Source organism: Pseudomonas sp. CROZ-RG-20F-R04-15 (genome assembly GCF_022662375.1).
Taxonomy (GTDB): Bacteria; Pseudomonadota; Gammaproteobacteria; order Pseudomonadales; family Pseudomonadaceae; genus Aquipseudomonas.
In genome coordinates this window covers 1-15293 of sequence record NZ_JAKNQL010000028.1, presented here as the reverse complement: position 1 = coordinate 15293, position 15293 = coordinate 1, and the positions used below count along the sequence as shown (strand labels likewise).

General features: G+C 59.8%; 13 protein-coding genes. 7 read left to right on the top strand and 6 right to left on the bottom strand.

The genetic code is table 11. The annotated features are described in order from the left end of the window. Nucleotides 1-12: 12 nt before the first annotated feature. Both L8H52_RS26640 and L8H52_RS26635 read right to left on the bottom strand, forming a co-directional pair. Nucleotides 13-900, bottom strand: coding sequence for a 3-keto-5-aminohexanoate cleavage protein (locus L8H52_RS26640; protein WP_016983621.1), 888 nt, complete (start codon nt 898-900; stop codon nt 13-15). Between the two features lie 109 nt (nt 901-1009). Next, nucleotides 1010-1954 (bottom strand): choline ABC transporter substrate-binding protein, encoded by a 945-nt coding sequence (locus L8H52_RS26635; protein ID WP_242209548.1) that lies wholly within the window; start codon nt 1952-1954, stop codon nt 1010-1012. A 205-nt stretch (nt 1955-2159) separates the two neighbouring features. Between L8H52_RS26635 and L8H52_RS26630 the strand changes: the two genes are divergently transcribed. After that, entirely contained in the window at nt 2160-3149 is a 990-nt protein-coding gene (locus L8H52_RS26630) for a GlxA family transcriptional regulator (RefSeq protein WP_242209547.1), read from the top strand. Here L8H52_RS26630 and L8H52_RS26625 read toward each other — a convergent pair. From L8H52_RS26625 to L8H52_RS26610, 4 genes are all read right to left on the bottom strand, one after another. Further along, entirely contained in the window at nt 3146-5899 is a 2754-nt protein-coding gene (locus L8H52_RS26625; protein ID WP_242209546.1) for an RHS repeat-associated core domain-containing protein, read from the bottom strand. The genes L8H52_RS26630 and L8H52_RS26625 overlap by 4 nt on opposite strands. Before the next feature lie 88 nt (nt 5900-5987). Continuing rightward, nucleotides 5988-6404 (bottom strand): DUF3010 family protein, encoded by a 417-nt coding sequence (locus L8H52_RS26620; protein WP_242209545.1) that lies wholly within the window; start codon nt 6402-6404, stop codon nt 5988-5990. A 29-nt stretch (nt 6405-6433) separates the two neighbouring features. After that, nucleotides 6434-6757, bottom strand: a complete 324-nt coding sequence (locus tag L8H52_RS26615) for a helix-turn-helix transcriptional regulator (protein ID WP_242209544.1) — start codon at nt 6755-6757, stop codon at nt 6434-6436. 101 nt (nt 6758-6858) lie between these two features. Then, entirely contained in the window at nt 6859-7260 is a 402-nt protein-coding gene (locus L8H52_RS26610) for a lysozyme inhibitor LprI family protein (protein WP_242209543.1), read from the bottom strand. Nucleotides 7261-7494: 234 nt separating this feature from the next. Between L8H52_RS26610 and L8H52_RS26605 the strand changes: the two genes are divergently transcribed. The 6 genes from L8H52_RS26605 (at nt 7495) to L8H52_RS26580 (ending at nt 15288) form a co-directional block, all read left to right on the top strand. Continuing rightward, entirely contained in the window at nt 7495-8472 is a 978-nt protein-coding gene (locus L8H52_RS26605) for a dipeptidase (RefSeq protein WP_242209542.1), read from the top strand. A 106-nt stretch (nt 8473-8578) separates the two neighbouring features. Next, nucleotides 8579-9109, top strand: a complete 531-nt coding sequence (locus L8H52_RS26600) for a DUF5943 domain-containing protein (RefSeq protein WP_005792152.1) — start codon at nt 8579-8581, stop codon at nt 9107-9109. 15 nt (nt 9110-9124) lie between these two features. Next, nucleotides 9125-11185 (top strand): dimethylglycine demethylation protein DgcA, encoded by a 2061-nt coding sequence (dgcA, locus tag L8H52_RS26595; protein WP_016983627.1) that lies wholly within the window; start codon nt 9125-9127, stop codon nt 11183-11185. A 153-nt stretch (nt 11186-11338) separates the two neighbouring features. Further along, nucleotides 11339-13288 carry a dimethylglycine demethylation protein DgcB gene (gene dgcB, locus L8H52_RS26590; RefSeq protein WP_160042128.1) on the top strand — a complete coding sequence of 650 codons (1950 nt, stop codon included), beginning with the start codon at nt 11339-11341 and terminating at the stop codon, nt 13286-13288. After that, nucleotides 13288-14508 carry an electron transfer flavoprotein subunit alpha/FixB family protein gene (locus tag L8H52_RS26585; RefSeq protein WP_242209541.1) on the top strand — a complete coding sequence of 407 codons (1221 nt, stop codon included), beginning with the start codon at nt 13288-13290 and terminating at the stop codon, nt 14506-14508. The genes dgcB and L8H52_RS26585 overlap by 1 nt, the downstream gene beginning before the upstream one ends. Nucleotides 14509-14517: 9 nt before the next feature. Beyond that, nucleotides 14518-15288, top strand: a complete 771-nt coding sequence (locus L8H52_RS26580; RefSeq protein WP_242209540.1) for an electron transfer flavoprotein subunit beta — start codon at nt 14518-14520, stop codon at nt 15286-15288. The last annotated feature ends 5 nt before the right edge of the window (nt 15289-15293 follow it).

Sequence of the window (15293 nt, the reverse complement as noted above, 5' to 3'; positions counted from 1 at the left end):
ATGAGCGGTCGTTTAACCGCGCTGGGTCAGGCCCATTTTCTTGCGGCCCTCAGCCGGGGTCAGCACCCGGGCGCCGAGGCGGCTGAGGATCTCGGTGGCGCGTTCGACCAGTTGGCCGTTGGTCGCCAGCACACCTTTGTCCAGCCACAGGTTGTCTTCCAGCCCGACCCGCACGTTGCCGCCGAGCAACACCGCTTGCGCCGCCATCGGCATCTGCATCCGGCCAATGCCGAACCCGGCCCACACCGCATCTGCCGGCAAGTTATCGACCATGGCTTTCATGGTGGTGGTATCGGCCGGTGCGCCCCACGGAATGCCCAGGCACAACTGGAACAGCGGGTTATCGAGCAAGCCTTCCTTGATCATCTGCTTGGCGAACCACAGGTGACCGGTGTCGAAAATCTCCAGCTCGGCCTTCACGCCCAGCTCGGTGATGCGCTTGGCGCCGGCCCGCAATTGCGCCGGGGTGGAGACGTAAATGGTGTCGCCATCGCCGAAGTTGAGGGTGCCGCAATCGAGAGTGCAGATTTCCGGCAGCAGTTCTTCAACGTGAGCCAGACGAGTCAGCGGGCCGACCAGATCGGTGTTCGGGCCGAACTCCATCGGGTTCTCGCCGGCACCGATCTCCAGGTCGCCGCCCATACCGGCGGTGAGGTTGACGATGATGTCGACGTCGGCCTCGCGGATGCGCTCCATCACTTCGCGGTACAGCGCCACGTCGCGGCTGAACTTGCCGGTTTGCGGATCGCGTACATGGCAGTGCACAACCGTGGCGCCTGCTTTGGCCGCTTCAACAGCCGCTGCGGCGATTTGTTTCGGGGTAACCGGCACGTGCGGGCTCTTGGCGGTCGTGTCGCCAGCACCGGTGAGTGCGCAGGTGATGATGACGTCGTGGTTCATGGTGCGGTTTCCTTCAGGCGTGATGGGTCTGTCCGCAGCCCTTTTCGGGGCTGCGAAGCTTCGTCCGGTTCCCTCTCCCCTTGGGAGAGGGCTAGGGTGAGGGTGGGGGTTATTTGCTGGTCAGCTGCAGGTTTTCAGCGGCCGGTTTGCCATCGAACGTGGTCACACCGTCGAGCCAGCGCTGCTTGTCTTCGGGATGATCCTTGAGCCATTGCCTGGCCGATTCGAAGGCGTCCTTGTGATCGAGCAGCGGCTGCATCATCCGGCTCTCGTCTTCGGCGGTGAACGTCAGGTTGGTCAGCAGACGGCCAACGTTCGGGCACTGCTCGGCGTATTTCGGCGCAGTGACGGTCCACACCGTGGCCATGCCTTCGTTCGGGCCGAGGGCGTCGTCGCTGCCGGTCAGATACGTCATCTTCACATTGACGTTCATCGGGTGCGGCGCCCAGCCGAAGAACACCACGGCCTCTTTGCGGCGCACGGCGCGGTCGACGGCGGCGAGCATGCCGGCCTCGCTGGACTCGACCAACTGGAATTTGCCGAGACCAAACTGGTTCTTGGCGATCATTGCCTTGATCTGCGTGTTGGCGCCCGAGCCAGGCTCGATGCCGTAAATCTTGCCGCCTAGCTCTTTTTCAAACTTGGCGATGTCGGCGAAGGTCTTCAGGCCCTTGTCGGCCAGATAAGTCGGCACCGCGAGGGTCGCGCGAGCGTCTTTCAGGCTCGGTGCTTCGAGAACCTTGACCTGATTGGCGTCGACGAACGGCGTGATGGTCTGGGTCATCAGCGGGTTCCAGTAACCGAGGAACAGGTCCAGGCGCTGATCGCGGATCCCGGCGAAGATGATTTGCTGGGAGGCGCTGGTTTGTTTGGTGTTGTAGCCGAGGCCGTCGAGCAGGACCTGGGTCATGGCACTGGTGGCGATCACGTCGGTCCAGTTGACCACGCCCATGCGCACGTTCTGGCACGATGCCGGGTCGGCCGCCATGACGCTGGCGCTCAAGAAAGCGGTACCGCTGAGTGCAAGAACACAGCTGCTGATCAGTCGTTTCATGTCGGGTTCCTCGGCAGGTCGTTATTGTGAGTTCCGGCATCTGTCGTGCCGGTGATGCAAAGTTACGCAGCTATACGCCCATGAAAGCGCACTGCGGCGACTGGCATTTGCACTGTAGCGACCTGTGCGCTTGAACGCCGACGACAATCGGCGTATCAACGAGCCACGCTCCTCTCCCTCTCGTTACCCGCGAATCGAGTGCGCCATGTCCCAGGATTTCTACTTTTTGCTGATGCCGGGCTTCTCCGCCATCGGCTTTATTTCCGCGATCGAACCGCTGCGCGTGGCCAACCGCTTTCGTGGCGAGTTGTACCGCTGGCATGTGCTCAGCGCGGATGGCGGGGCGGTGCTGGCGAGCAACGGCATGTCGGTCAACGCCGATGCGGCACTGGAGCCGCTGAAGAAAGGTGCGACGTTGTTGGTAGTAGCCGGGTTTGAACCACTGAAGTTCGCCACGCCAACCCTTGAGCATTGGTTGCGGCGGCTGGACAACGAAGGCGTGACCCTCGGCGCCATCGACACCGGCAGCTTTGTCCTTGCCGAGGCGGGCCTGCTCGATGGCCATCGCCTGACCCTGCACTGGGAAGCCATCGACGCGTTCAAGGAATCTTATCCACAGCTCAGCGTGACCCAGGAGCTGTTCGAGATCGACCGCCGGCGCATTACCTCGGCCGGCGGCACCGCTTCCATCGATTTAATGCTCGATCTGATCGCTCAGGCCCACGGTCCGCAACTGGCGATTCAGGTCAGCGAGCAATTTGTGCTGGGGCGCATTCGTCCGCGCAAAGACCACCAGCGCATGGAGGTCGCCACGCGTTACGGCATCAACAACAAGAAACTGGTGCAGGTGATCGGCGAGATGGAGCAGCACAGCGAACCGCCGCTGACCACGCTGCAATTGGCGGAATCGATCAAGGTGACGCGGCGGCAATTGGAGCGCTTGTTTCGGCTGCACCTGAACGACACACCGAGCAATTTCTATCTGCGGCTAAGGCTGGAAAAGGCCCGACAGCTGCTGCGTCAGACCGACATGAGCGTGCTCGAAGTCAGCATCGCCTGCGGCTTTGAATCACCGTCCTACTTCACCCGCAGCTACCGCGCCCGCTTCGCCCGCTGCCCTCGCGAAGACCGCCGAAGCGTTGGGGGGCGGCAGGATGTTGATGTCTCGCCTCCCCAATACACGCCGATTGCTTAGTGAGTACCGCCAGATCTGAACTGAAGAGCTAGGGCGGCCAGGCTGTCAGCGTTTTTGGTCGTGATAGCGATTTGTGCGGCCAACGCCTGTTCGTCCGGAGAATGAAAGCTGTTCATTGCTCGTTGAGTTAGTTTTGCTACAGCGGCGCGATTCTTTTCTTTCATTTTTGAAACGTCGGGGCCGTTTTTGGCGATCAATGACGATTTCTGCAGGGCCTTTTCCATATTTGCGTCGATCATCTCTTTTGTATCGTCAGGGGACGAATCGGCAAACAAATACCAGAAGTCTTTTGTGCCGGCATGGACATGACTGAGTTCGTGGAAAAGGGTGGCGGCGTTGCGGGGTGGCGATTGTTGGCGGCCCTTGAGATTCAGGTAGATTGTTTCCGAACCTTGGGATTTGAATTTTTTCCGTACTGCTCTTTGACCCGGCTTTAGAGGGTGGTTTGAGGTAAAGACAAAACGATCTGCTTTTCCTTGATCATTCACTGCCCCATGAAGAACTTTTTTTAGTTGTTTGCTGGCTTTGTGTGCGGCGGTTTTGAGGTGTTCTTCATCCAGGTTGTTGCCGTAAATGTGCCGCAACTTTGCCTGAGTTTCAGATGTCAGGTTTTTCCCGGATAAAGCAGATATGGCATTTTTTGTGAAATCGAGCATCGTTGAGTAGTTACTCTCGAACTCCCTTCGCTCGTTTTCAGGCAGATCTTTTGCTCGTCGGTAAAGAATCACATGTCCTGCTTCGGCGTTTGTCCTTTCGTATTCATTGATTGGCTCAACCGGCGAAAGGCCTTGGTCATCCTTGAACCGCAACGGGTTGTTTTGCACCATCCGGTAGCGATTCACGCCGTCAATATCGCCAGCCGGATCCGGATTGATCCACCGCAGTAGCCAGGGTGCGTAATAACGAAGCCCGTAGTAATAAAGCCCCGTGGCATCCTGTTCTTTGCCCGAGTACCGGACGGTCTTGTATTGAGCTTCAGTGTCACTTCGGGCGATCCACCAGGCTGTGCCTCCGAACGCGTAGTAACCCTCTTGGCTAATCACCGCCGCCGCCTCATCCAACTCAAGCGTGCAAGACCCGAGGTGATCGCCAAGGCTGTAGCGGAGCTGATCGCTGGCGATGCCAGCAGGTGGCTTTTCTTTCCAGTGCAGCGCGCGCGCGTTGCAATCTCCAGCGTCCGTCGTCATGACATGGCGCACTTCCACGTCACCCCTGATATGGATCTCCAGCCCCGGCAGATAACGCACTTCACGCGTAGCGGTTGAGGATTTCGTCTTGCGACGTAGAACCTTGCGTAGACGCTGGCCGAGACTGTCGTAACGGTATGACTCATCATCGTCAGGCTCATCTTCTCTGCGGACGTGGACAACCTCGCTAAGTTGGTTGCGACAGTCCCAGTGCAGAACACGCGTCCCCGAGGACAAGGTGAGTAAATTGCCGTTGTTGTCGAAGCTGTTGATGAAGTCCGGTTCTCCCGCGTCCGGTTTGGGCAGACTTCTGTTGCTTGCAGGAGTTGTCACCATTTCACGGGTGTGGCCTCGAAGCCCCTCATGGATCAGGGTCGTTAAGTTTCCCGCCCGATCGTAGGAAAATTTCTGTTTGTAAGTGCTTGACGATTTCGCGCTAATGGCGGGAGCCTGGTGTATGCCGGGTACCAGATTATCGGGAACACATTCACGACCGCAGGCTTCTACCAATTGAGACAGGGAGTCATAGCGATATTGGCTAGTGGCGTCCGTGCGCTGACTTCTGAAGTAGCGGGTTATCGCTACCAAATCCTGGATCTGGCTGATATTGCCGACAGGGTCGTAGCGGTAAACAAGGTTCTGTAAGACATGACCGGTGCGCGCGGACATGAGCTGGATTAACCGATCGCTTTCAGCGTCATATCGACGAGTTGTAACCACCCCGTTTCCTGAGGTCTCAGTCTCGATCTGGCCATTGGCGTTATAACCTCGATGGCTGATCAGCACCGCGTCGGGACACGATGGTCGCCGGAGTTTGATTTGGGCAAACCGGCCTGCAATGTCATAGGTAAAAAGGTATTGGTTCGCGCGCGCATCCGATTGAATCAGCAGATCGCCTAGCGTGTTAAATGTCCATCGAGTGACGGCAACATCGCTTTCGAGTTTTTTGTCGCGATCCGGTAGTTCTTCGGGCCAGTGGGTAACTGACAAGTCGCTTGAGAACTGTCGAGACTCACTGATCTTCGTGCCTACGAGGTTGTAATCATTGAAATGGACACAGCCAGCAGTGTCATCGTGGCGAACCAGTCGGCCACACTGGTTATTCAGCGCATAACCAGTGTCGCTGTTGGCGTAAGTCAGCCGTTCCGTAGTAACGGCCGGCTGGTCGATAGGGTGTTCTGCAATGGCAGTCGGACGCAGTTGGCCGTCGTAGTCAATACGACGCTGGTGGCGTCGACCATTCCATTCGAATCGAGGTTCGCTGACGGCGCCCGGCATTGTCGCTTTCCAGCCAGCGTCGACACTGTCGTTCAGCAGTTGCACACCGGAAAGAGAGTGCTGCGTTGTCAGATTGGGAGCGCCCCGCTTCATCCATTGACGCGGGTCCCAGACCGCAGCCAAGTGCCCGTTCGGACCATATACCTGACGGGTAATACGCGGCTCCGGCGTTTCAGCGGGATCGGCGCGGTAATAGGCCACGTTGCGAATCGTCAGACCGCGTGAATCCTGCACGATCAGGCTCGGAGTCGCGTGATGAATATTACCGTGTGGGGATGCGGCCATTTGACCAATCCGCGGTGCTGGAAAGTGTCAACGTAGCGCTATTTCACCAGGTTGACCACTGTCAGAAATTACAGGTGCTGCAATCTCCTTACTTCTTGAGCAACGCTGAGCAGGCAGCTTTATAAGCCTCATGCTGATACTTGTTCAACGTCCCCGGAAGCTCGAAATTATGCTTTTTCGCCTGCGCATTGATCGTCTGCGGCGACAACAACGTCACCTCACAGCCATCCAGCAACTGCAAAATCCCTTCAATCTTGAACGTCGTCGGTCCACCGGCAAACTCACCCTTCTTGCTGCGCTTCTTGATCGCAATCCGGTTAACTGAATTCTCGCGCACAAACGACGCGACCTGCGCCGCGAACACTTTCACGTTGGCCGCCTCGTCATCGTCTTCGAGGGCGATCTTCTTGGTGGCAAGGGGAACGTGGCTCAGGTTCGAACCGTCGAGAGCGGCCACGGCGATAATCGCTTCGCTGCCTTTGATTTCGATGCCGCAGATGTTCATGGGGAATTCCTTGAAGTGAAGAGGGCAGCTTACAGCTCTAGCTGATTGGCGGTGATGCCGAACGCCGACGCAATTTTCTCACGCGTAGCCTTGCGAGGTTTGGCAACTGTTTCCTGTTGAGCAAACGCCGGTTGCGAAATGCCCATGCGTTTGGCGACTTCTTCCTGAGTCAGGTTTAGGTATTCGCGCCAGGCACGGATCGGTGTCGCTCCGTCGACCATCCGACTGACCACTTCATGGGGAATCAGATCGGGCTGCATTTTCTGCGCGACGTATTGCGCATAGGGAAAGACCACGAAGGCCGGTTTGCCCTCGGCGTCGTTGATGATCTGGATATCTGTGGATAACTTCATCTTCGGAGAAATATAAGTCTTTTATAAGATTTCGGAATTTTGCTTATATTTCTCCCAAATACCAATCAGCAAGCTTGACGGCATGTTGCGAGAAGTCAGGATCACTCCTGCCCAATCGACTCCAAAAACTCCGACCGTTCATCACTCATCCGCGCCACGCAATCATTTTGCGCAATGGTAAACGCCTTGCTCCCCGCCGTCGCCGGGAACGCCTCTACCGCGCAATCCGCGTCCCGCGTCTTCAACCACTGCTGCTGAGCCGTCTTGATTTTGGCAGTGATGTCCGCCAATTGCGTCGGGTTCTTGCCATACGCGGTCTGCATGCGTTCGGTCAGGCTGGCGTAGTTGTCCTTGAGCAGGTCTTCAGCGGTGCTGCGGCTGTAGGTCGAGCATTCCAGGGTCTGGACGTCGTTTTCGACGGCGTCGCAGGGGTTGTTGTCGGACTCTTCAGCGGCATGTACGCCGGTCGCAATCAGTGCCAAAGCCAGGAAGATCGATTTCATCGTTGTCGCCGCTCTAATCCAGTGGTGTATCCAAGATGCCGGAGATTCTGGCTCAAGCTTGCGGGCTTGAACAGGTAGCTGATCGGAGCGTCCGGCGACCCTTTGTCGCGGATTGACGCTTTCGGCAATTCCCCTGTCGTTTTTGCACCCGGTCGCCCCGGCACCGAGGCATATGCTGGCCCCAAAGCGCCGGCAGACGATTCGGCGCATGAATCGCCAATAAGGGGACGCCTGATGAGCCCAGCCGAATTACACGCCGACAGCATCGTTATCGACGGTCTGATCATTGCCAAATGGAACCGCGAGCTGTTCGAAGACATGCGCAAGGGCGGTCTGACGGCGGCCAACTGCACTGTGTCGGTGTGGGAAGGCTTTCAGGCGACCGTGAACAACATCGCTGCCAGCCAGAAGCTGATCCGCGAAAACAGCGACCTGGTGATGCCGGTGCGCACCACCGCCGAAATCCGTCGCGCCAAGGAACAAGGCAAGACCGGCATCCTCTTCGGCTTCCAGAATGCTCACGCCTTTGAAGACCAGATCGGCTATGTCGAGGTGTTCAAACAGCTCGGCGTCGGCATCGTGCAGATGTGCTACAACACTCAGAATCTGGTCGGCACCGGTTGCTACGAACGTGATGGCGGCCTGTCGGGTTTCGGTCGCGAGATCGTCGCCGAGATGAACCGCGTTGGCGTCATGTGCGACCTGTCCCACGTCGGTTCCAAGACTTCCGAAGAAGTCATCCTCGAATCGAAAAAACCGGTGTGCTACTCCCACTGCCTGCCGTCGGGCCTGAAAGAACACCCGCGCAACAAGTCCGATGAAGAGCTGAAGTTCATCGCCGACCACGGCGGTTTTGTCGGTGTGACCATGTTCGCGCCGTTCCTCGCCAAGGGCATCGATTCGACCATCGACGACTACGCCGAAGCGATCGAATACACCATGAACATCGTCGGCGAAGACGCCATCGGTATCGGCACCGACTTCACCCAGGGGCACGGTCAGGACTTCTTCGAATACCTGACCCACGACAAGGGCTACGCCCGCCGTCTGACCAGCTTCGGCAAGATCATCAACCCGCTGGGCATCCGCACCGTCGGCGAGTTCCCGAACCTGACCGAAACCCTGCTCAAACGCGGCCACTCCGAGCGCGTCGTGCGCAAGATCATGGGCGAGAACTGGGTCAACGTCTTGAAAGACGTCTGGGGCGAGTAACGCTTTCTCAAGACCGCCGCCGATCTGCTCCCTCTCCCTCTGGGAGAGGGCTGGGGTGAGGGCCGCGGCCAACACTGAATCTAAAATTTTCTGGAGTTAAGTTTCCATGGCCAAGATCGCCCCGCAATTGCCAATCGAAGTCGACAGCGAGACCGGTGTCTGGACCTCCGACGCCCTGCCAATGCTCTACGTGCCGCGTCACTTCTTCGTGAATAACCACATGGGCATTGAAGAGGTTTTGGGCGCTGACGCCTATGCCGAGATCCTCTACAAGGCCGGCTACAAATCCGCCTGGCACTGGTGTGAAAAAGAAGCTGAATGCCACGGCCTGGAAGGGGTCGCGGTGTTCGAGCACTACATGAAGCGCCTGTCGCAACGCGGCTGGGGCCTGTTCAAGATCCAGGACATCGACCTCGACAAAGGCACCGCCAGCGTCAAGCTCGAACACTCGGCGTTCGTCTACGTCTACGGCAAGGTCGGACGCAAGGTCGACTACATGTTCACCGGCTGGTTTGCCGGTGCCATGGATCAGATTCTTGAGGCGCGCGGCAGCAAGATTCGCACGGTTGCCGAGCAAGTTTACGGTGGCTCCGAAGAAGGCCACGACGACGGCCTGTTCACCGTCAAGCCGTTGTAAGTCGAGGAACCCGCCATGGCTTTCGAAGCAATGTTCCAGCCGATCCAGATCGGCAAACTGACCATCCGCAACCGCGTGCTCAGCACCGCGCACGCCGAGGTCTACGCGACTGACGGTGGCATGACCACCGACCGCTACGTCAAGTATTACGAAGAGAAAGCCAAGGGCGGCATCGGCCTGGCGATCTGTGGCGGTTCCTCCGTGGTCGCCATCGACAGCCCGCAGGAATGGTGGAGCTCGGTGAACCTGTCGACCGACCGGATCATTCCGCACTTCCAGAATCTGGCCGACGCCATGCACAAGCATGGCGCCAAGATCATGATCCAGATTACCCACATGGGCCGGCGCTCGCGCTGGGACGGCTTCAACTGGCCGACCCTGATGTCGCCGTCGGGTATCCGTGAACCGGTGCACCGTGCCACCTGCAAAACCATCGAGCCGGAAGAAATCTGGCGGGTGATCGGCAACTACGCCCAGGCTGCGCGCCGGGCCAAGGCCGGTGGTCTCGACGGCGTTGAACTGTCGGCGGTGCACCAGCACATGATCGACCAGTTCTGGAGCCCGCGCGTCAACAAACGTACCGACGAATGGGGCGGCACCTTCGAAGGCCGGATGAAGTTCGGTCTGGAAGTGCTGAAAGCCGTGCGCGCCGAGGTCGGTGACGACTTCTGCGTGGGCATGCGTCTGTGCGGTGACGAGTTCCACCCGGACGGCTTGTCCCACGAGGACATGAAGCAGATCGCCAAGTATTACGACGACACCGGCATGCTCGATTTCATCGGCGTGGTCGGCTCGGGTTGTGACACTCACAACACCCTGGCCAACGTGATTCCGAACATGAGTTATCCACCGGAGCCGTTCCTGCATCTGGCTGCCGGGATCAAGGAAGTGGTCAAGGTGCCGGTGCTGCACGCCCAGAACATCAAGGACCCGAACCAGGCCACACGGATTCTTGAGGGCGGTTACGTCGACATGGTCGGCATGACCCGCGCGCACATCGCCGACCCGCACCTGATCGCCAAGATCAAAATGGGCCAGATCGACCAGATCAAGCAGTGCGTTGGCGCCAACTATTGCATCGACCGCCAGTATCAAGGCCTCGACGTGTTGTGCATCCAGAACGCCGCGACGTCCCGTGAATACATGGGCGTGCCGCACATCATCGAGAAATCCACCGGGCCGAAACGCAAAGTGGTCATCGTCGGTGCCGGCCCTGCCGGGATGGAAGCGGCCCGCGTTGCCGCCGAACGTGGCCACGACGTGACCCTGTTCGAGAAGAAAGAATTCATCGGCGGGCAGATCACCACCGCCTCGAAAGCGCCGCAGCGCGACCAGATTGCCGGTATTACTCGCTGGTTCCAGCTGGAACTGGCGCGGCTGAAAGTCGATCTGCGTCTGGGCACGGCGGCCGATGCCGACACCATCATGGACTTGCGTCCGGATGTAGTGGTGCTGGCGGTCGGCGGGCATCCGTACCTGGAACAGAACGAGCACTGGGGCGCCGCCGAAGGGCTGGTGGTCAGCAGCTGGGACGTACTCGACGGCAAGGTCGCGCCGGGCAAGAACGTGCTGGTCTACGACACCATTTGCGAGTTCACCGGGATGTCGGTTGCCGACTTCCTCGCCGACAAGGGCAGCCAGGTCGAGATCGTCACTGACGATATCAAGCCGGGCGTGGCCATCGGCGGTACGTCGTTCCCGACCTACTACCGCAGCATGTACCCGAAAGAAGTGATCATGACCGGCGACATGATGCTGGAAAAGGTCTACCGCGAAGGCGACAAACTGGTCGCGGTACTGGAGAACGAATACACCGGCGCCAAAGAGGAACGGGTGGTCGATCAAGTGGTGGTGGAAAACGGCGTGCGGCCGGATGAGGAAATCTACTACGCGCTCAAAGAGGGTTCGCGCAACAAGGGCCAGATCGACGTCGAAGCGTTGTTCGCGATCCAGCCGCAACCTTCGCTGAGCGAAGCGGGCGACGGCTACTTGCTGTTCCGCATCGGCGACTGCGTGGCGCAGCGCAATACCCACGCCGCGATCTATGACGCCCTGCGGCTCTGCAAAGACTTCTAAAGGCTTGCACACAACCCTGTGGGAGCGAGCCTGCTCGCGAATGCAATCTGTCAGTGAAAGATGAGCTGACTGATTCACCGCTTTCGCGAGCAGGCTCGCTCCCACAGTAAAGCGGATCGTGTTTCTCCAGGTTGTACTGGTGGGAGCTTCACCATGTTGAACACCCTTCTTCCAATCCTGTTGTTCGCAGCTATCGGCCTTGGTGTCCTCGGCGCGTTGCGGCGGGTAGCGATGTGGCGCCGGGGCCGGGCCTCGAAGGTCGACCTGATCGGCGGCCTGTTGGCCATGCCCAAGCGCTACATGGTCGATTTGCACCACGTGGTCGCGCGGGACAAATACATCGCCAACACCCACGTGGCCACGGCCGGCGGTGCGGTGGCGTCGATTGTGCTGGCGCTGCTGGTGCACGGTTTCGGCCTGCATAACCGCATTCTTGGTTATGCCTTGCTGCTGATGACGGCGGTGATGTTCGTCGGTGCGATCTTCGTTTACCTGCGTCGGCGCAACCCGCCGGCGCGGCTGTCGAAAGGCCCGTGGATGCGCCTGCCGAAAAGCCTGCTGGCGTTCTCGGCGTCGTTCTTCCTGCTGACCTTGCCGGTGGCCGGGATTCTGCCGGAGAACTTTGGCGGTTGGGTGCTCGCGGTCATCCTCGGAATTGGCGTGCTGTGGGGCGTGTCGGAACTGTTCTTCGGCATGACCTGGGGCGGGCCGATGAAGCACGCCTTCGCCGGTGCCTTGCACCTGGCCTGGCACCGTCGCGCCGAGCGTTTTGGCGGCGGCCGCTCCACCGGTTTGAAACCGCTCGATTTGAACGATCCGAGCGCGCCACTGGGTGTGGAAAAACCCAAGGATTTCACCTGGAACCAGTTGCTCGGTTTTGACGCCTGCGTGCAGTGCGGCAAGTGCGAAGCGGCGTGCCCGGCTTTTGCCGCCGGCCAGCCGCTGAACCCGAAAAAACTGATTCAGGACATGGTCGTCGGCCTCGCTGGCGGCACCGATGCGAAGTTCGCCGGCAGCCCGTATCCCGGCAAACCCATTGGCGAACACAGCGGCAATCCGCATCAACCGATCGTCAACGGTCTGGTCGACGCCGAAACCCTGTGGTCGTGCACCACCTGCCGCGCCTGCGTCGAGGAATGCCCGATGATGATCGAGCACGTCGACGCCATCGTCGACATGCGCCGTCACCTCACTCTGGAAAAAGGCGCAACCCCGAACAAGGGCGCTGAAGTCCTCGAAAACCTCATCGCCACCGACAACCCCGGCGGTTTCGCCCCGGGCGGTCGGATGAATTGGGCAGCGGACTTGAACCTCAATCTGCTCAGCGAGAAGAAGTCCACCGACGTGCTGTTCTGGGTCGGCGACGGTGCCTTCGACATGCGTAACCAACGCACCCTGCGCGCCTTCGTCAAAGTGTTGAAAGCAGCGAAAATCGACTTCGCCGTGCTCGGTCTCGAAGAGCGTGACAGCGGTGACGTCGCACGGCGTCTTGGCGATGAAGCGACCTTCCAGTTGCTCGCCAAACGCAACATCCAGACCCTGGCCAAATACAGCTTCAACCGCATCGTCACCTGCGATCCGCACAGCTTCCATGTGCTGAAAAACGAGTACGGCGCCTTCGACGGTAACTACCTGGTGCAGCACCACAGCACCTACATGGCGGAAATCATCCAGGCCGGCGCGCTGAACCTTGGTCAGCACAAAGGCAACAGCGTGACTTATCACGATCCGTGCTACCTCGGCCGCTACAACGGCGAGTACGAAGCGCCGCGCGAAGTGCTGCGTGCCCTCGGTATCGAAGTCAAAGAGATGCAACGTTCCGGCTTCCGCTCGCGCTGCTGCGGCGGCGGTGGCGGCGCGCCGATCACTGACATTCCGGGTAAACAGCGGATTCCCGACATGCGCATGGAAGACATCCGCGAAACCGGCGCCGAACTGGTGGCGGTGGGTTGTCCACAGTGCACGGCGATGCTCGAAGGCGTGGTCGAACCGCGTCCGCTGATCAAGGACATCGCCGAACTGGTGGCCGACGCGTTGCTCGAAGACGCCGCGCCGAGCAAGCCTGCGACCCCGGCCAAACGTGAACCTGCGGAGGCCCACTGATGAGCGACCTTATCCGCCGCGACCCGCGCGCCGAATGGATTGCGCGTAACCGTTTGCACCCGCTGCACGCGGCCATGCAACCGGCGCAACACAGCTGGATGGGCCCCAACGGCGTCATTCGCAAGAATCTGCACGGGATCGGTTTTATCGGCCCCAACGGCATCAAAAGGATCGATCGCAGCGGCGCGCAACAGGGCGGGGCGGTCAAACGTTCGGCTACTGTGGAAGTGCAATTGCCGCTGCATCAGGTTCCGGCTCCGGCGTTCTACATCAGCGTGGTGCCGGACATGGTTGGCGGTCGCTTGAGCAGCCACGACCGTGATCTGCTCGGCCTCGCCCATCAACTCGCCGGTACTGACGGCGCGGTGTTGGCGGTGGTCTTTGGCGAGCACAAGGAAAGCGCTTTCGCCACCGCCGGCGTTGATCGCTTGCTGGTAGTCGAAGGCGAACAGTTCAGCGGTTATGCACCGGAGCAACGTGTGCAAGGTTTGCGGGCTGTGGATAACCAGTTCAACCCGCGTCATTGGCTGCTGCCGGACAGCCGCAGCGGTGGCGGCGAACTCGGCCGACGTTTTGCTGCAGCACTCGGCGAACGCCCGGCGACGCGAGTCTGGCAGGTCAAGGATCAGGAATGCATCGGCCGCGCTGGCGCCGGTCTTCAAGACCTCGCCCGACCGGTTGCACGGTTGATTTTGGCGGCGGCCGAATGCGCCGAGCCGGTCAGCGAAACTCGCCACGAAGCGTTGTCGGTGGAGTTATCCACAAGCGTCGCGCGCAGCCTGTCGCGGATCGAAGATCTCGGCGCAGTGGCGGTCGACCCGGCAGCGATTCCGATGGCCGAAGCCGAATTCATTTTCTCCGGCGGCAATGGGGTCAAAGACTGGGCACTGTTCCACGAAGCGGCGGCGGCACTCGGCGCTACCGAAGGCGCTTCGCGGGTCGCCGTGGACGATGGCTTTATGGCCCGTGATCGCCAGGTCGGCGCGTCCGGCACCTGGGTCACCGCGCGGGTCTATGTGGCTGTGGGTATCTCTGGCGCGATTCAGCACCTGCAAGGTATTGGTGCCTGCGACAAGGTCGTGGCAATCAACCTTGATCCGGGTTGCGACATGATCAAGCGTGCCGATTTGTCGGTGATCGGCGAGAGCGCAGAGATTCTGCAGGCGTTGATCGAAGCAGTCGCGGCTTACCGCAACGAAGCCAAGCGCGATGCGGCTTAAGGAAACGCTATGAACACGAAAGTAATCAGTCTGGTTTCAATCGGCGCTCACCCGACTTCCGGGCGGCCACGCCGTGCTGATCAGGACGCGCGCGCCGTGGAACTGGGTCTGCAACTGGCTGGGGATAACCTGCAAGTTTTGCATGCCGGCGACGTTGCGGAACCGGCGTTGCGCGCCTATCTGGGCATGGGTCTTGAGCAGATGCATGTGCTGGAGCAACCGGCTGGCGCCGATGCGTTGCCGGCGCTGACCGCGTATCTGCGCGATGCCGGTGCGCAAGTGGTGCTGACCGGGAGCCAGGCGGAAACCGGCGAAGGGTCGGGAATGCTGCCGTTCTTGTTGGCGGAGGGTCTGGGCTGGCCGTTGGTGGTGGGGCTGGCGCAGGTGGAGTCGATCAACGACGGCTCGGCGCTGGTGCTGCAGGCGTTGCCGCGTGGTCAGCGTCGGCGCTTGAAGGTGAAGCTGCCGTTTCTGGCGACTGTGGATAATGCTGCGCCGAAGCCTCGGCAGAGTGCTTATGGGCCGGCGCGGCGGGGTGTTTTGCAGGCTGAAGATGTCGAGGTGGTGGACGATGAGTTGCTCGCGGTTGCCACTTTGCAAGCGGCCAAGCCACGGCCGAAACGCTTGAAGGTGATCAAGGCCAAAAGCGGGGCGGACCGGATGAAAGCCGCGACGGCCAAGGCCAGTGGCGGCGGGGGGCAGGTGCTCAAGGGCGTTACCCCTCAGGCCGGTGCTGAAGCGATCCTCAAGTTGCTGATTGAAGAAGGTGTGGTTCGCTGAAGAGC